The 17,942-nt window shown below is 51.8% G+C and carries 12 protein-coding genes, 1 rRNA gene and 1 pseudogene; 12 read left to right on the top strand and 2 right to left on the bottom strand.

The annotated features are described in order from the left end of the window. Positions 1–145 precede the first annotated feature (145 nt). The 3 genes from ACFSO0_RS03480 to ACFSO0_RS03470 all read left to right on the top strand — a co-directional run bounded on the left by ACFSO0_RS03480 (position 146) and on the right by ACFSO0_RS03470 (position 5,833). On the top strand, positions 146–1,411 hold the full coding sequence (locus ACFSO0_RS03480) for a methyl-accepting chemotaxis protein (RefSeq protein ID WP_376876374.1): 1,266 nt from the start codon (positions 146–148) through the stop codon (positions 1,409–1,411). A 478-nt stretch (positions 1,412–1,889) separates the two neighbouring features. Beyond that, positions 1,890–4,535, top strand: coding sequence for a phosphoenolpyruvate synthase (gene ppsA, locus ACFSO0_RS03475; protein WP_376876371.1), 2,646 nt, complete (start codon positions 1,890–1,892; stop codon positions 4,533–4,535). Between the two features lie 224 nt (positions 4,536–4,759). Next, positions 4,760–5,833, top strand: a complete 1,074-nt coding sequence (locus ACFSO0_RS03470; protein WP_376876368.1) for a hypothetical protein — start codon at positions 4,760–4,762, stop codon at positions 5,831–5,833. A 39-nt stretch (positions 5,834–5,872) separates the two neighbouring features. On the opposite strand, the gene ACFSO0_RS03465 is transcribed toward ACFSO0_RS03470, so the two are convergent. After that, complete coding sequence (locus ACFSO0_RS03465; protein ID WP_376876365.1) at positions 5,873–6,304, bottom strand: VOC family protein; 432 nt, start codon at positions 6,302–6,304, stop codon at positions 5,873–5,875. A gap of 455 nt (positions 6,305–6,759) precedes the next feature. Next, on the bottom strand, positions 6,760–7,149 hold the full coding sequence (locus ACFSO0_RS03460) for an ArsR/SmtB family transcription factor (RefSeq protein ID WP_376876362.1): 390 nt from the start codon (positions 7,147–7,149) through the stop codon (positions 6,760–6,762). Between the two features lie 167 nt (positions 7,150–7,316). On the opposite strand from ACFSO0_RS03460, the gene ACFSO0_RS03455 reads away from it, so the two are divergent. The 9 genes and pseudogenes from ACFSO0_RS03455 to ACFSO0_RS03410 all read left to right on the top strand — a co-directional run. Further along, positions 7,317–7,613, top strand: coding sequence for a hypothetical protein (locus tag ACFSO0_RS03455; protein ID WP_376876359.1), 297 nt, complete (start codon positions 7,317–7,319; stop codon positions 7,611–7,613). 200 nt (positions 7,614–7,813) lie between these two features. Next, the gene (locus ACFSO0_RS03450; protein ID WP_376876356.1) at positions 7,814–10,135 is read left to right on the top strand and encodes a heavy metal translocating P-type ATPase; all 2,322 of its coding nucleotides are present in this window, start codon (positions 7,814–7,816) and stop codon (positions 10,133–10,135) included. A gap of 180 nt (positions 10,136–10,315) precedes the next feature. Then, entirely contained in the window at positions 10,316–10,825 is a 510-nt protein-coding gene (locus ACFSO0_RS03445) for a DinB family protein (protein ID WP_376876353.1), read from the top strand. A gap of 117 nt (positions 10,826–10,942) precedes the next feature. After that, positions 10,943–12,307, top strand: coding sequence for a sigma-54 interaction domain-containing protein (locus tag ACFSO0_RS03440; protein ID WP_376876350.1), 1,365 nt, complete (start codon positions 10,943–10,945; stop codon positions 12,305–12,307). A gap of 362 nt (positions 12,308–12,669) precedes the next feature. Continuing rightward, positions 12,670–14,055, top strand: coding sequence for a GntP family permease (locus tag ACFSO0_RS03435; protein ID WP_376876347.1), 1,386 nt, complete (start codon positions 12,670–12,672; stop codon positions 14,053–14,055). 42 nt (positions 14,056–14,097) lie between these two features. Then, positions 14,098–14,883 (top strand): 3-hydroxybutyrate dehydrogenase, encoded by a 786-nt coding sequence (locus ACFSO0_RS03430; RefSeq protein WP_376876344.1) that lies wholly within the window; start codon positions 14,098–14,100, stop codon positions 14,881–14,883. Positions 14,884–15,166: 283 nt separating this feature from the next. Continuing rightward, positions 15,167–15,961 (top strand): annotated as a pseudogene (locus ACFSO0_RS19750) (type 1 glutamine amidotransferase family protein). Between the two features lie 15 nt (positions 15,962–15,976). Then, on the top strand, positions 15,977–17,260 hold the full coding sequence (locus ACFSO0_RS03415; protein ID WP_376876335.1) for an alpha/beta hydrolase family protein: 1,284 nt from the start codon (positions 15,977–15,979) through the stop codon (positions 17,258–17,260). Positions 17,261–17,637: 377 nt separating this feature from the next. Next, positions 17,638–17,942, top strand: a 16S ribosomal RNA gene (locus ACFSO0_RS03410); the annotation flags it as partial.

Below are 17,942 nucleotides of genomic sequence, written 5' to 3'. Positions count from 1 at the left end.
TCATCCTCCATGTGCACGGTTTTTCATCATTATGAAACGATTTCCTTGCATATGAATTCGACGAAATGTGCCTCAAACCCTTGTCCCTACTGGATTTTTTGATCGTTCAGCAAGCCCTAAGTATATTATGCTATGTGGTTGGGTCTTGTTTACGATTCTACTTAATTATCTCTTTGGAAATATGCTTCCCTCCATTTTTGAAAACTTTTATTTCGTTCTGGCGACTTCTCTGCTTTATTTCAATGGACTCTTAATCTGGTTTGTCGGCATTCTTATCCTGCTTTTCAATGTGTCAAGTCATACCTTCGGAGCAGGAGTTTTCTTCCCGGAAGCGGATCACATGCATATGAACGTCGGTGTCTCGGTAGTATTCCAGGTCACTGCTGTTTTGTGGGCAATTTCCAGAATCGGACAGTATTTATTGGACAAGTCCCAACAGGAAAATGAGAAATATTCACTTACCAATAAGGAATTACAAGGGACATATAGGATCATTGAAAGTTCCGTCAAACAACTACAAGCTACTTCCAAGCAGTTATCCAGAAGTCTCCAAGCCATTACACAAAATGCTAATCATGTAACAAAAACGATACAAGAAGTCGCAAGTGGATCAGAAAATCAAGTGCGTGGAACAGAGGAAAGCGCTCGGGCCATGAATGAGATGAGTGTGGGAATCCAGCGAATTGCAGAGTCGACTTCCAGTATCGCAGAAGGGGCAGAGGAGACGAATCAAGAAGCTCGTACAGGAAACCAATCCATTCAGACAGCGATCAATCAGATGGATTCAATCAAGCAGTCGGTAGAGAAAACTAGCGTAGTGGTAAAAACATTAGGGGATCGCTCCACAGAAATTACGCAAATCCTCAATGTCATTACGGGTATTGCCTCTCAAACCAACTTACTGGCTCTGAACGCCGCAATAGAAGCTGCAAGAGCTGGGGAGCATGGGAGAGGATTTGCTGTTGTAGCGGATGAGGTTCGTAAGCTTGCGGAACAGTCAAATGAATCTGCCAACCAGATTGCTCACCTCATCGCAGAAATCCAGCAGGAAACAGTTAACGCAGTTGGTGCCATGGAAGAGGTCAGTCAGAATGTGAATACTGGATTACATGTCGTTCAGGTTGCTGGACAAGCATTCCAAAGGATCTCTGACGCGATTAATAGTATCTCGGTACAATTACAGGAAAACTCTGCAATTACGGAGCAAATGTCTGCTAGCTCACAAGAAGTTACTGCTTCTATAATCGAAGCCGCTTCAATTGCCAAAAAATCTACGGAGTATTCTCAAAGCGTGGCTTCGTCGTCCATCGAACAATTGAAAGCACTTAACGAACTCACCCAATCTTCAGAAGGGTTAATGAATATGGCGTCTAAATTAACTGATATCATCGATAAATCGAATCATGAGTAGGAAAGTTGTCACGCCCTAACTCAAAGTCTTCTCTCAACATAGCTTCAAGTGGGAAGGGACAAAATGAGCGACGCTCACGTTTCTCCATGACAGTCTCTCCGTTCCCTATCGAGTTGATTTTAATCTACTAGACCTTCAGAAAATTGTCCAATTCAGTGTAGCCGATCCAAAAGGGCTCGCCAGTAGCAATGCAAGAAAGCCACATTAATACGGAAACATGAGATTCTAACTGAAAGAAACCTCATTCGAGTTGGTCAAGCCCCCATTTTGTAGACAGTAGAAAAAATCAAAAAAGAACCTGGAAAAACATACCAGGTTCTTTCATATTGCGCATAAACAGTCACAATGATACAATCAAACCACGACTGCTATCGTTGTAAATGGTCGAAAATGTCCTATCTTACATTTTAATCGTACCACGCCAGCAAGCTCATGTCAAATGTTTTTTCTCAATTCAATGGTCAGGGGAGATGGTTAAATGAGTTCTTTGGTCATCGGTTTACAGGAAATGGATAACGTGCAGCTTTGGCTCGTGGGCGGAAAAGGTCTGAATCTGGGGGAATTGTCAAAAATTCCGGGAATCCAGGTGCCGGAAGGGTTTTGTGTGACAACGGCGGGATTCCAAAAAGCCATCGGACAAAACGAAAAGTATCAGTCTTTGCTGAACCGACTGACCAGGCTCAAAGCAGAAGAGCGAGAGCATATCGGGGAAATTTGCCGGGAAATTCGGCAAGTCATCATGGACACCGCGATTCCCGGCGATGTGGCGAGTGCAGTCAGCCATTACCTGTCACGATATGGCGAGGAACATGCGTATGCCGTGCGCTCGAGTGCGACTGCGGAAGATTTGCCGCATGCCTCGTTTGCCGGTCAACAAGATACGTATTTGAATATCGTCGGCAAGGAAGCCATCTTGCAGCATATCAGCAAATGCTGGGCGTCCCTGTTTACGGATCGCGCGGTCATCTACCGGATGCAAAACGGGTTTGAGCACAGTCAGGTGTCCTTAGCCGTTATCATTCAAAGAATGGTTTTCCCGCAGGCCTCGGGGATTTTATTTACTGCCGATCCCGTGACATCCAACCGGAAGCTGCTGTCCATCGATGCCAGCTTCGGGCTGGGAGAAGCGCTGGTTGCAGGCTTGGTATCTTCCGATTGCTATAAAGTGCGGGATGGGGAAATCGTTGAAAAAAGGATCGCGGACAAAAAACGGGCGATCTATGCGCGAGAAGAAGGCGGAACAAAGACACAAGAGCTCGATCCTGAACGGCAACAGATGCAAGCCCTTACGGATCAACAAATTCTGCACCTGGCACGCATCGGGAGACAGATCGAGGCTCATTTTGGTTGCCCGCAAGATATCGAATGGTGTCTGGCGGACGATACTTTTTCCATTGTCCAGAGTCGTCCCATCACGACGCTGTACCCGATCCCGGAAGCGAATGATCGCGAGAATCGCGTCTACCTGTCTGTCGGTCACCAGCAAATGATGACAGACCCTATAAAGCCATTGGGACTGTCCTTTTTCTTGTTAACAACGCCTGCTACAATGCGTACAGCTGGTGGAAGGCTGTTTGTCGACATCACCCAACGTCTGTCTTCGCCGGCGGGCAGAAAAGTGTTCATCGAGACCTTGGGGAAATTCGATCCGCTCATCAAAGACATCCTCATGAACATTGCAGAGCGGGATTTTGTCAAACTGGCGCCGGATGGCAAGGAAGAACCGGTTGCCGGTCAAAGCAACAATAGGACAGCGCCTGCGGATGTGCAGGCACAGATGGCTCCCGATCCGACAATCGTTTCTGATCTGATCGGGCGCATCCAAGCATCGATCGAGGAGTTGAAGCATGCCATCCAAACGAAATCAGGCCCGGAATTGCTTGCTTTCATTCGGGAAGATATTCAGCAATTAAAGAAAGTCATCTTTGACCCGAAAGGTGTAGCTGTGATTACGGCCGCGATGGATGCATTCACATGGATCAATGAAAAAATGAACGAGTGGTTAGGGGAGAAAAACGCAGCCGATACGCTCTCGCAATCTGTACCCAACAACATTACGTCGGAAATGGGTCTGGCGCTTTTGGACGTCGCCGATGTGATTCGCCCTTATCCTGAAATCGTTGACTTTCTCCAGCATGTAAAAGACGATCGCTTTCTGGATGAGATGCCCCGGTTTGATGGCGGACAGGAAGCCATGGACGCGATCTGTGCTTTTCTCGATAAGTACGGAATGCGCTGCGCCGGAGAAATTGATATTACGAACACGCGTTGGAGTGAAAAGCCGCTTACTCTTGTTCCCCAGATTTTAGGCAACGTCAAAAACTTTGAGCAAAATGCGGGAAAGCGAAAGTTCGTGCAAGGGCGGCAGGAGGCTTTGAAGAAAGAGCAAGAGATATTGGACCGGTTGAAACGGTTACCGGATGGCGAACAAAAAGCGAAAGAGACAAAACGAATGATCGACCTGATCCGGAATTTCAGCGGGTTTCGGGAATATCCGAAATACGGCATGATTCATCGCTACTTCGTCTACAAGCAGGCGTTGCTGCGGGAAGCCGAACGGCTCGTGCAAGCTGGTGTGCTTCAGGAAAAAGAAGAGATCTACTATCTCTCGTTCGACGAGCTTCACGAAGTCGTGCGCACCAACAAGCTGGATTACCAGATGATCTGCAAACGAAAAGACGAGTACAAATGGTTTGAAAAACTGACTCCCCCGCGGGTCATCACGTCTGATGGCGAAATCATCACAGGCGATTACAAACGTGAAAACCTGCCCGCAAATGCCCTGGCAGGCTTGCCGGTTTCTTCCGGAGTGATCGAGGGGAGAGCGCGTGTCATCCTGAACATGAAGGAAGCCGATCTGGAAGAGGGAGATATATTGGTTACTTCCTTTACGGACCCTGGCTGGACGCCCTTGTTTGTCTCCATCAGAGGTCTGGTCACCGAAGTAGGCGGACTGATGACCCACGGGGCCGTTATCGCGCGTGAATATGGATTGCCAGCCGTTGTCGGGGTGGAAAACGCCACGAAGCTGATTAAAGACGGGCAGCGAATTCGCGTGCATGGAACCGAAGGGTATGTGGAAATTCTCAATGCAAGGGCCGCTAACCTGCGTGGAGAGGCATGATGTGATTTCGGAGAAAAGCTCGCAAACATGGAACACGGCGAATGTTGAAGCAGACCCTGCGGGCAAGTCTTTGGACTGGCGTGGAAGGGATAGCTTTTGATCGGGTGGCCGCGAATAAAGAAAGCGAATGGCTCCAGGTCAGGACAGTGCCGTGCGCAACAAAAGCCCGATTCAGACGTCCAAACAAATGTATGTAAAAAAATGGATGCGTGGTAGGGCAGATTGTGAAGCGGAAAAAGCATCTCGTGAGGTTGCTGGCGGTGCTGCTGTGCTACGGCTGGTGCAGCTTTGCGGTACACGCCCGGGCGATGGAAGCGGAGGCGGCTGCGTCGTTGCAACCGAACGTGCACCATATGCAAATCGTGACGAAAAGCGCAGACAGCATCGTCATCGCCGACACGTGGCAAGAGTCGGTGCGGAAATACATCCGAATCGACGTTCGTGAATACACGCTGGCGGGCGAGACGGTGGAGGCTGTCCACGGACACAGGTCCGTCGTTTTCTACCAGGATGAAAAATCGTTCCAGGTAACGAGCAGCTCAGGTAAAGGGGCAGAGATCAGCAGAGACATCCTCGACCCATTTAACCTTCTCAATAACAAAAATTCGCTGTCGCAAGCCGCTGTAAGGTGGTTTGGCGGCGCAAGATGGGAGGCGGACGGCACAGTCGTTTTCAATGGAAAACAGCTCGTCCGACAGCGCTATGCTCGCACGACTGCCGATGGACACTCTCTCGTGAACGTGGCCTACCTGGAACCTGGTACAGGGCTGCCCGTCAAGGAAGAGCAGTACATCGGGGATAGCAGGCAGCCTGCCATCACCAAGCTGTATTGGTTTGAGCAGATTGACGATCCGGACGGCTTCCTGTTCACGAGTGCAGCCTCCCCGATACTCGAGCGGGATGCGCCCGCCTGGTTTTGCCTCGCTTTGCATGCGGTCATGCCGATTGATCCCGCTCTGAATGCCGATATAAACTATATTGCCGTCGACATGGGAGACGTGCCCGGGCTGGATGAGGCGGGCAAGGAACAAGTGCTCCGCTGCTTGCAAACCTACAAGGTAAAAGCGATGGAAGCGTCACTTTCGCAGTTGAAGGAGCAAGGCTTCTATAACCAGCAATCCGGGGCACTCGAGGGCCTGCTCCTGCGTATCAATGAAATCGCTGTGAGCGAGAACAAAGTGGTCTTGAATGGCTTCAAGTACAGAGGCAGCGGAGGAGCGATCGGGTTTTCCGTGGTGCTGGAGCTAATGGATGGACGCTGGCAAGTGACAGAAGCCGCTCCCGCATGGGTCAGCTAAAAAGCCGAGCTCCCGGCGCGGGGTCCGGTTTTTTCTGCTTTATTGATGCTGCTGGCCTTCTGTATAAATCTGGAAGCTGACGCCGAACTTGTCCGTTACGATCCCGTACGCAGGGCTGAAATGCGTCTCCTGCAGCGGCATGACGACAGTGCCGCCCTCTTGCAGCGCTTCAAAAATTCGCCGGGATTTTGCCGGATCGTCGGTGGAGAGACAGATTGTGACCTGCGTGCCGATCTGGGTAGGCTGACCAGGAAACGTATCCGAGAACATCAACTCGGATTCACCGACTTTGATCGTGGCATGTGCGATGCGGTTTCGTGCAGCTTCAGGCAAGGGGAATTCAGGGTTTTCCGGCATTTCTCCAAACGTCTGCGAAAAGAGCAACTGTGCCTCCAATGCCTTCTCGTAAAAGGCGATCGCTTCTTTCGCGTTGCCGTCCATCATCAGATAGGGAGTCAATCGCATGGTCATGTACATTCAGCTCCTTGGTTGGGATAGTAGAGTAGGGTGCAAGCGCTGGCTTCCTCTTCCAGTTTTGCCCACAAATCCATTATAGAATAAGGGAACATGTGTTTGCAAATAAAAATTGCTTTTGGCAAAAAATCAAGCGTGAACGAACCCGGCTTCCCCCAGCTTGCTGCTCTTGCATGGCGCGGAAGACGGCGAAAATGCTCCGTTTCCGCAGGCAGGCTTTCCGGGTAAAAGGCAACAAGGCGGGTGTTTGGAAGCGTTGCTTTTCAGCCGTGTTCTATTAAACGTTTGTGTAAGTGCTCCGGGACTGCCGATCAGCCCGAACCGGGTGTTCAGCTGGCTGCAAGAAAACCGCCCCGTCCGTGCAAATGTCCCTGCGGAACAACCAAAAATGAAAAAAGGATTTCTCCTGCTGCCTTGCGCGGCGGAGAAATCCTTTTTCTGTTTGCGTTCATTTATCCGTTGTGCTCTGCCCGTACGGGAACCTGCATCTCCTTGGCGTGCTCGACACCCGCGAGAATGAGATGGCGCACGTGGTCATCGTCGAGAGAGTAGAAAACGAGTTTTCCTTCCTTCCGGTACTTTGCCAGCCCCATGTTGCGCAACAGCCGCAAATGGTGAGAGGTGTTGGCGATCGAGCTGCCGATGATGGCGGCAATGTCACAGACGCAGAGTTCTTCTTCCAGGGACAGGATGTGAATGATTTTGGCCCGTGTATCGTCGGCCAATGCCTTGAAGATTTTGGCAACACCTGTGGATTCGGCGGCGATTGGCTTCAGACGGTTCACTTTTTCATCGTCAAAACATTGAACTTCGCATATATCGTCCCGTTCTTTTGGAGACACTGGAATTCACCTCTTGCCTCATTACAATGTCCTATTATTATAGTCATTCGCGCCAAAACAGGGAAGGAAAAACGACATTTTGCCGGCATGGTAGTGCCGCCCCGCGAATTGGTGTAAGATGAACGTATCTGACAGGACGATTGACATGGAGGGAATCGGGAAAAGTCATGAACGTACAGCATACATGTCCAAAATGCCGTTCCAAAAAAATAGACATTACCGAGTCGATTAACCGGCTGCTCTATACGATCATCTACGCGCTGGTCCTGGTTGTACTGGCCTGGATCGGGATTGCGGTAAAAGGTACGCCGGTCATCTTTTTGTTCCTCGGCCTGGGAGGGGCGTTTGTGCTGTTTGCCGTCCGGCTGGCGTTGGAGCGGCGGAAGGTTCTCAAATGTCTGTGCCTGGACTGCGGCGAACGCTGGCAGACAGCGCCGGACCCTAAAGAAACGGCAGTGCGTTGAGCGGGGGAGTCTTCCTGAAAAGGAGGGCTCTTTTTTGTGTGTGGAAAAAAATTCCGTGTGCCGTGCAAAAAATAGGCTGAAAAATCAAATTCTATTGTTGAAGCACAAGGGGCGTTGGGTTACTATAATAATTAAATATTTGTTTGAATGTTGTATGACGAAGCGGGAAAATACTTGGACTGGAAAATAGGTGAGAACTGATGTTGGCGGACGAGAAAAAGAGTGCCTGTTGCTGCAACGAACACGATCACTGCGAGACCAATGCCAATGTGGAAGCCGGCACTGTACATGCGCACGGCGGCGAGCATGCGTCATGCACCGGGCATGCGCACGCCTCCGGGCACGGGGCGGACATTGAGCTGCTTCCGGTAGCCGGAGCAAAGTCAGGGGGCGGGCTGCTCGACGAGAACCGTTTTGCCCACGCTGCCGTTTACCGGATCATCGGGATGGATTGCAGCTCGTGCGCGAAATCGCTCGAGAAGCATATGCGATCCATCGCGGCCGTGCAGGACGTGGAAGTGAATTTTTCCACGGGAAAAATGCAGATTGTGCAAGAGGGACTTACCGATGAGGAGATTGTCCGCGAGGTGTCCAAAGCTGGTTACTCGGCCAGTCCGCTCTCCCGGGGGAGAACCTCCAAAGGGGTACAGAAGGATGGGGCAGGCACGAGGGCTGCGGTCATTTCCGGGGTTTTGCTCGCCTTGGGCTTTGTCGGCTCGTACGTCGGCGTCCCGGAGCCCATCCTGATCGCTTGCTACGCCCTGTCCATCATCGTCGGGGGCTATCGTCCGGCGCGCAGTGCTTTCTATGCGATCAAAAGCCGTTCGATGGACATGAATGTGCTCATGACTGTGGCTGCGATCGGGGCCGCGTTGATCGGGGAGTGGCTGGAAGGTGCGACGGTGGTCTGGCTGTTTGCGATCGGCAACTGGCTGCAAACCAATTCGCTCGAAAAGACGCGGGACTCGATTCGCACGCTGATGGATCTGGCGCCTGCCGAGGCGTGGGTGAAACGGGGGTCATCCATTCTCAGGGTGCCCGTTGAGGACGTCCGCGTGGGTGATGTCATCGTCGTCAAGCCGGGCGAAAAAGTTCCGCTGGACGGCGAGGTTCTCGCAGGAGTGTCGAGCGTCAATCAGGCGCCGATCACAGGCGAGTCCATCCCGGTAGACAAGGTACAGGGCGACGCCGTTTTCGCAGGCAGCATCAACGAAAGCGGCTCGCTGGAAGTGCGGGTGACCCGGCTCGTTGAGGATACGGCGATCGCCAAAATCATTCATCTGGTCGAGGAAGCCCAGGAGAAAAAGGCGCCGACGCAGGCGTTTGTCGACAAATTCGCCGCGTGGTACACGCCGATTGTCCTCGTTATGGCTTTGCTGGTCATGGCATTCCCGCCGCTTTTGGGCTCGGGGACATGGGGAGAGTGGTTTTACAAAGGGTTGGAGCTGCTGGTTGTGGCGTGTCCGTGCGCGCTGGTCATTTCCACCCCGGTCGCCATCGTCTCTGCCATCGGGAACGCGGCGAAGAGCGGCGTGCTGATCAAAGGCGGCACCTTTCTGGAAAAGGCGGGCGCGATCCAGGCGATTGCCTTTGACAAAACCGGCACGTTGACCACCGGCAAGCCGCAGGTCTCCCGGGTCGTGGCGGCAGGAGGCAGGGAAGAGGATGTGCTGGCCATCGCCCGCACGATTGAGGAGCACTCCCGCCATCCGCTCGCCCAGGCGATTCTGGCTTACGCAGACGAAAGACAAATCGCTTCCTTGTCAGGGAGCGACTTCCGCGTCCTGGTGGGCAAAGGGGCAGCAGCGACGATCGACGGGAAGACGTACTACGCCGGCAAGCCGTCCCTGTTCGCCGAGCAGGGAGCGCCGCTCGCAGCGTGGTCCGGGCAGATCGCTTCCTTGCAGCAAGAAGGCAATACGGTCATCATGGTCGGCACGTCCGAGACTGTTCTCGGGATGATCGCTGTCTCCGACCAGATTCGCGACATTTCCGTGAGCGCCATCAGCAAGCTGAAAGCGTCAGGGATTGAGGAAATCGTCATGCTGACCGGAGACAACCAGGGGACTGCGGCCAAGGTAGCGGAGCAGACGGGCATCACCCGCTTTTTCGCCGAGCTGCTGCCGGAGGACAAGGTAGCCGCGATCAGACGGCTGCAGCAGGAAGGCAAGACCGTCGCGATGGTGGGAGACGGCATCAATGATGCGCCAGCGCTCGCCACCGCTGATCTGGGCATCGCCATGGGGGGAGCGGGTACGGATACTGCCATGGAAACGGCCGACATCGTGCTCATGGCCGACAATCTGGAGCAGCTCCCCCACACGGTAGCCATCAGCCGTCAAGCGTTGCGGATCATCCAGCAAAACATCTGGTTCTCCATTCTCATCAAGCTGGCGGCCCTCATCCTCATCTTTCCGGGCTGGCTGACCCTCTGGCTCGCTGTCCTGAGCGATACCGGAGCGGCATTGATCGTCATTTTGAACAGCATGCGCCTGCTGCGGATGAAAGCGAAGTCCGCGTGAATTCTCCCCTATCTCATAGCATAGCCTGAGACCCCCTGCTGACACGTGCAGGGGGTGTTTCTGCTTCCTGTTTTCATGCTGCAGGGAAGCCCGTAAGACCGCTGTGCGGATGGGCAGGAAAAAATCGGCTATTACCAGAATATAGAAGCAGCTTGAAGAGAGAAAAAGGAGGAAAAACGAATGGCACATGACAGTCTGCGCCTGTACGACTACCATGTATGGGCGAACGAAAAAGTATTCCAGCGCTTGCGGGAGGTTCCGCCGCAGACCTGTGAGCAGGAGATCCAGAGCGTTTTTCCGTCGATTCTCCAGACGCTGAAGCATATGCTGCAGACGGAGCACGTCTGGCTGCTGGCGATGAAAGGGGAGAGCTTCGATCAGATCAGGCAAACAGTGGGCAAGCTGTCGCAGCAACTGGAAGGCAAAGGGCTGGATGCGCTGCATGCCGGTTTTGCGGAAGCAGCAGAAGCATACAGGGAGTTCCTGTCTACGATCGACCTCGATGCGACCACATCTTACTCGCATCCGGCGATGGGCACGCTCACGGCTCCTTACCGCGACATTCTCACCCATGTCGTCAATCACGGCACCTACCACCGCGGCAACATCTCGGCCATGCTGCGCCAACTGGGGCATGCAGGGGCTTCCCACGATTTCATCTATTACCTGTTTGCAGAGCAAAGCCGGTAAGCGAGAAATTTTCCGGACAGTTCCGCCTGACTTGAAGCAAAGCTGTAAAAGCACGTCCGACCGGCTGAACGCCTGTTATAATTCAAGATAGAGATCGTTCGGAAGGGAGGAGCCGTTATGGATTGGAATCTCCAGCAGATGAGCAAGCTCTTGGAGGTTGTTTTTGAAAATGCCCATGAACCCATGGTGGTGACGGACAGGGACGGGAAGATCCTCCTCATGAACAGGAGCTATCGCGAATTTCTGAATGTGCAGGATGTCGTCGGCAAGCCGGTCACGGAAGTCATCGAAAACACGCGGATGCACATCGTCGGTCAGGCGGGAGTCGCAGAAATCGCCGACATCCAGAGCATCAAAGGGCAGAAAATGATCGCCCACCGCATCCCCATCATGTACGAAGGAAAGGTGCTCGCTGTCCTTGGCACCGTCTTGTTTCAGGACGTGAAGGAGCTGACTTCGCTGGCCGCGATGGTCGACCAGCTCAAGGACGAGCTGACGTACTATAAAAAGGAATTGCGCCGCCGCCTGGGAGCGACCTATCACATCGAGCAGATCGTCGGGTACAGCCAAAAGATGCAGGAGCTGAAGCAGTTCTCGCAAAAAGTGGCGAGGAGCGACTCGACGGTGCTGATTACCGGAGAGAGCGGTACGGGCAAGGAACTGTTCGCCCATGCGATCCATGCCGAGAGCAAGCGCAAGATGGGACCCTTCATCCGGGTCAACTGTGCGGCGATTCCCGACACCCTCCTCGAGTCCGAGCTGTTCGGGTATGAGGAAGGGGCGTTTACGGGAGCGGTCCGCCGGGGGAAAAAAGGAAAGTTTGAACTGGCGAATCACGGTACGATCCTGCTCGACGAGATCGGCGACATGCCGCTGCCGCTGCAGGCCAAGCTGCTGCGGGTCTTGCAGGAAAAAGAGGTGGAGCGAGTCGGGGCGGTGCGGGCGACGCCGATCGACGTACGGGTCATTGCCTCCACCAATCAGGATTTGCCCGCCAGCATCAAGGAAGGGAAATTTCGGGCCGACCTTTACTACCGCCTGAATGTCGTGTCGCTGTCCATTCCGCCGCTGCGCGAGCGACTGGAAGATTTGCCCGAGCTCGTGTCCAATCTGCTCAAACAACTGGCGGAGGCGACGGGAGTGACTGTCCGGACGATAGACGACGATGTCTGGGGCGTCCTGAAAAGCTACTCGTGGCCGGGCAACGTGCGCGAGCTGCGGAACGTGCTGGAGCGGGCCATGCATTTGATGGAAGGCGACGTGCTGAAAAAAGAGCATGTTTGGCTGCCGGCCGCCTCTGATGAACCGGTGCATCCTGCAGGGGTACGGCCGTTGAAGGAAACGTTGGAAATGGCGGAGCGGGAAGCGCTGCGCCAGGCGATGAGGGAGGCGGGCGGCAACAAGCAGGAAGCCGCCAAGCTTTTGCGCATCAGCAAGTCGACGTTCTACGAAAAGTGGGAAAAGTACAAGATGGATCAGTGACAACTGTGCGGGATGGCCCGGGAATGTTTTGTTCCCGGGTTTTTTCGTACAGTTTTGACCGATTCCGGATTTTCGGAATCAATCCGGGCGGCATTTTTTGAAGCGCTTTCAACACTTTTCCGGAAGGGCGGAAGATGATTCCGATTTTTTGGAAAAAAACACCCTGCAAAGAACGGAGCATTCCGGGGCAAAGACGGGTAAACCTTGATCTGACAGCATTTTTGACGGTTCCGACAATTTTGGCACGGATCATGCTATTTAGAGAAATGTAAGCGTTTTCTATATGCGCTTGCCGGCAGCGTTCATCCATGAAACAAAGATGCCTGTCTATTGGCGGCGGGCATACTTGAAAGGAGAATCGTATGATCATTGAAGTTTTATCCATTATTCTTGCGCTCGGACTCTTAATGTTTTTTGCGTATCGGGGCTTTCCGGTTATCGTTTTCGCGCCGATTTTTACCCTGCTTGCGGTTGTTTTGTCCGGTATTGCGCTGCTGCCCAGCTATACCGAGACATTCATGACCAACGCAGCGAACTACGTAAAATCGTTCTTCCCGATCTTCCTGCTCGGCGCGATTTTCGGAAAGATGATGGAGCTTAGCGGTGCGGCGTCCTCGATCGCGCACTCGATTGTAAAAGCGCTCGGCTCCAACCGCGCGATCCTCTCCGTCGTGCTCGCTTGTGCGATTCTGACGTACGGGGGCGTATCTTTGTTCGTTGTGGCATTTGCCGTGTACCCATTCGCAGCGGCCATTTTCCGCGAGGCGAACATTCCAAAGCGCCTGATTCCAGGGACCATCGCTCTCGGCGCCTTTACGTTTACGATGGACGCGCTGCCTGGCACACCGCAGATACAAAACATCATTCCTACCACCTATTTCGGTACGGATGCATATGCGGCTCCACTCGTGGGGATCGTTGGAGCGATTATGGTATTTGCCGGCGGCATGTTCTGGCTGGAGCGCAGACGTAAGCAGGCGGCAGCCGCTGGTGAAGGCTACGGCGACGGCCACATTAACGAGCCGGAACTGCAAAAAGAGCAACATTACATGAATATTTGGATCGCGATTCTGCCGTTGGTGCTGGTGTTGGTTGGCAACTACGTATTCAGCCGCGGTTTCTGGACGGTTGAGCACTGGTACGATGCCGCCATGCTGAAAGAATCGTTCAAGATCGAACAGGTGAAAAACGTCGTTTCTTCCTGGGCGCTGGTCATTTCTTTGAGCTTGGGGATCATCGCAGCCCTTTTGATCAACGTCAATCAGGTGAAGACAAAATTGGCGAGCGGCCTGACTGCTGCCGCAATGGGGTCTTTGCTGGCGATTTTCAATACGGCTTCTGAAGTTGGTTTTGGAAACGTAGTCAAAACATTGCCTGGCTTCAAGCTGATCCAAGGCTGGATTACCGGCGCGAGCAGCTATCCGCTCGTTTCCGAAGCCGTCGCGGTAAACGTTCTGGCAGGTGTGACGGGTTCGGCATCCGGCGGTATGTCCATCGCTCTGGAGGTTGCAGGCAAGCAGTATCTGGAGCTGGCGAATGCGGCGGGAATCAGCCCTGAATTGCTGCACCGCATTGCGTCGATGGCCTCCGGCGGCATGGACACCTTGCCGCACAACGGAGCTGTCATCACGCTTCTCGCTATCACCGGCTTGACACACCGCCAGTCTTACAAAGACATTTTTGCCATTACGGTACTGAAGACCTTGACCGTATTTATTCTGGCATTCGTCGTTTCCATTTTCGCATAGACGCATAACGTTCAGTCAGACATAAGAGAGGAGATAGGAGCAGTGGAGAAACTTTTACAACAGCAAGTGGCATTGGTTACAGGCGCAGCGAGCGGGATCGGGCTGGAAATAGCCCGGACCTTCGCTGAAGAAGGCGCCAAAGTGATGATTCTGGACCTCAATGGGGAAGCGGCAGCAGCAGCTGCTTCCCGTTTGCAGGGCGACGGTCATGAAGTCCTCAGCCTGGCCTGTGACGTTACCGACGAAGACCAGATGCGCGAGAGCATTCACAAAACGGCGGAGGCATTTGGCAGACTGGACATTCTCGTCAACAATGCGGGTCTGCAATTCGTATCGCCGATCGAAGACTTCCCGACAGCCAGGTTTGAACGCATGATCAGCATCATGCTGACAGCTCCATTCGTGGCGATCAAGCACGCTTTCCCGATCATGAAAAAGCAAGGCTACGGCCGTATACTCAACATGGCCTCGATCAATGGCCTGATCGGGTTTGCCGGCAAGGCCGCTTACAACAGCGCCAAGCACGGCGTGATCGGTCTGACCAAGGTAGCGGCTCTGGAAGGGGCAGCGGACGGCATCACGGTCAATGCGATTTGCCCGGGCTACGTCGACACGCCACTGGTGCAAAACCAGTTGGCGGACCTGGCTGCGACGCGGAACGTGCCGTTGGAAAAGGTGATGGAAGAAGTCATTTATCCATTGGTTCCGCAAAAGCGTCTGCTTAGCGTGCAGGAAGTGGCAGACTACGCGGTATTCCTGGCCAGCAAAAAAGCGCAGGGCGTGACGGGCCAGGCGGTTGTCGTTGACGGCGGTTACACGGCACAATAAGGACATCAAATACCTCATTTAGCAGACATTTGAAAAAGCTTTGGACAGCAAGCTGACGTCGGTACTCAACTGGCGTCAGCTTGTTCAATTTTCGTTTGTTATTTCAAAGTGGCGTCGACCTCGCTGATCCAGAAGGCCAAAATCCCCGAATTGTTTATACTTTCTCATCCAATTCTTCACACGGTCTGTGTCAGGCTTTTTTCTTAGTTCAGTTCATTTTGAGTTCACATAGCTGATTTATTTTATTCAGTAAGTCAATTCATTGGAGGAAAATAATGGAAAAATATTACTACGATTCCTTGTTTATGCATGTATTGTCTTAGTGTTTGCGGGGGGAATTGGAGTATTCGGATTTGTTCGTTCATGGGAAGCTTTTTACATAGCGGCTCGCCAGGAGCCAATTCCTACTTTGCAAGGAATGGAGCAACCCAAATATGATCCGAATAAACCTACAATTGCTGTGCTGTTGGGAAACGAAACCACATATGCCTCCGATTTTATGATTCCATACGAATTGTTCTCTAGGACGGGGGCGTACAATGTATATGCCGTTGCTTCAGACAAAGAGGTGAAGACATTAACGGGAGGTCTTGAAGTAGTACCGCACTACTCTTTAAAAGAACTGGATCAACTATTAGGGAAAAGTCCTGACATTATCGCCATTCCTTTTATGAGAGTGAGTGACGAAAAGAAGTTTGAACCTATTCAAAAGTGGATATAACATGGCTGCAAAAATAGCAAGGGAAATAAACTATCCTTCTTACCACTTCGTTAAAACTGGAACGAAAAGGGGAATACCAAGGAAGTTGTATTCCTTCATAGTGATTCCCCAGAGAAATATATGTTAGAAGTTGAAATTGAAGATTTAGCCAGGCAAGAGGACCTTCTCACGGCTAAACATGCAATAAAACGACTCGAATTTCGTGGGGATGATATCCATCTGGAAGGCAAAGCCTTTCCTCTCGAAACTTACAGCAATTTGCTTCTGACCATTTTATTGGCATTGCTGGTAGCCTACTATTTTGACAGACGTTTCATCACTAAGAAAAAGAAGCTAACGATCAAAACTATATCATAAGCGGAGGACGCACAGATGAATAAAATTGTAATTAGTACCCTGGCAGCATTGGCATTACTCTCATATACACCGACGTTGAAGGCTCAAAATTCAACAGAAATTGTCGCGAAAGCCGTCAATACTGTTCAGCCTCAAGCCTCGATGGCGTCGTTGCCAACAACCACGGGTCCTTACCAAGTAGGAACTGATACCTTTGATTGGGTAGATACCTCCAGAGAAGACTTACTATCCGCAGATCCCCATGATCATAGAGAACTCATGGTTCAAGCTTGGTACCCGATCGATAACGGCACAGGGAAGGCAACGGAGACATACATCCCGGCGACTGACCAAGGGGTCGAGAAGATGATAGCCAGCATGGGATTGGGCAAAACGTTTGCAGACATAAATCAATTGAACACCCAGGCATACACAAACAGCGTTTTATCAAGCAAAGAAGCTAAATATCCAATTGTGCTCTTTTCGCATGGTCTTGGCTGCAGTAGCTGGAATTATCAATGGCTGACTCGAGAGTTGGCTAGTCAGGGTTTCATTGTGTTCAGTATCGAGCATACCCACTTTAGCTTTGGAACCGAGTTTGATGATGGGCGATTTGTTCCGATTGCTCCCCAATTTTTGAGCGGAATTCCGAATCTCAAGGAATTTGATGATGCGATTAATCAAGTATGGGTAAAGGACATACAGTTTGTCATCCGTCAGTTGGACATCTTAAACAAATCAGATCAGAAGCATCAGTTTATGAACAGGCTGGATTTACATAGCATTGCTGCGGTAGGGCATTCGTTCGGGGGAGCCGCAGCGGCACGAGCCTTGCAAGTTGAACCCATGATTACTTCCGCCATCAATATAGACGGGGCATTTGTGGGGTTAACAGGTGAAACAGGCAACATGACAAAGCCGTTTGCCTTTATCGCAACCGAATTTAACCAAAAGGTATTTAAAGGTCAAGCAGAACAGCCGCTGCCACCCGGACTGGATGCCAAAACGGTGCAAATTATGAAAGATACGTTCCAAGTTTTCCGCACCAGATACCAACAGGCAGTGGAAGGAGCAGCTTATGATATTTCTATTTCTGGGGCTGAGCATATGAACTTCACAGATATGCCCTTGCTGCAGCCCTACCTAGAGGGGTCCCCTTATGCTGCGCTGCCCACAGGAATAAATCCTGATCGCATCCATAAATGGACCAACAGCATCGTCTTGGCGTTCCTTGAGAAAACGCTCCGTGGTAAGAACAATACGATATTTGATCTCGATGATAAAAATTTAATAGTACCTGAAGTGACAATTATTCAATAAAGGATGCTGTAGGAAGGCATTCACTGGGTTTTTGTCGTTGAAGAAGGAAGAAATGCTGCCTCCGCAACAGCCATGAGAGATGGCGGGCGGAGGCAGTTTTTAGGCCTCATGAAGTTTTTTTGCAATGAATTTTAAAAAGGTATTGTATTTGATGTTTGGATGTGATAGATTATTCCTTGTCGCCAGCGAGCGACGACAAAAAACGAGAAAAGATCACAGGTTTCGACAAAGAAGATCTTGACTCTAATATGGCGAACGTGATAAGGTAGTAAACGTTCGACAAAAAATGCTCTTTGAAAACTGAACAGCGAAAGCGTTGATGAGTCTATCATTTAATGATTTGCCAGCTTGAAAAAGCGATGAACCAGAAACAAACTTTATTGGAGAGTTTGATCCTGGCTCAGGACGAACGCTGGCGGCGTGCCTAATACATGCAAGTCGAGCGAGGGTCTTCGGACCCTAGCGGCGGACGGGTGAGTAACACGTAGGCAACCTGCCTGTAAGACTGGGATAACATAGGGAAACTTATGCTAATACCAGATAGAGTCTGCTCTCGCATGAGGGAAGACGGAAAGGTGGCGCAAGCTATCACTTACGGATGGGCCTGCGGCGCATTAGCTAGTTGGTGGGGTAACGGCCTACCAAGGCGACGATGCGTAGCCGACCTGAGAGGGTGACCGGC

Source organism: Brevibacillus sp. GCM10020057, from assembly GCF_042683565.1.
Classification (GTDB): domain Bacteria; phylum Bacillota; class Bacilli; order Brevibacillales; family Brevibacillaceae; genus Brevibacillus.
The sequence above is the reverse complement of the archived record's forward strand: the minus strand, read 5'-3'. Positions and strand labels throughout refer to the sequence as shown.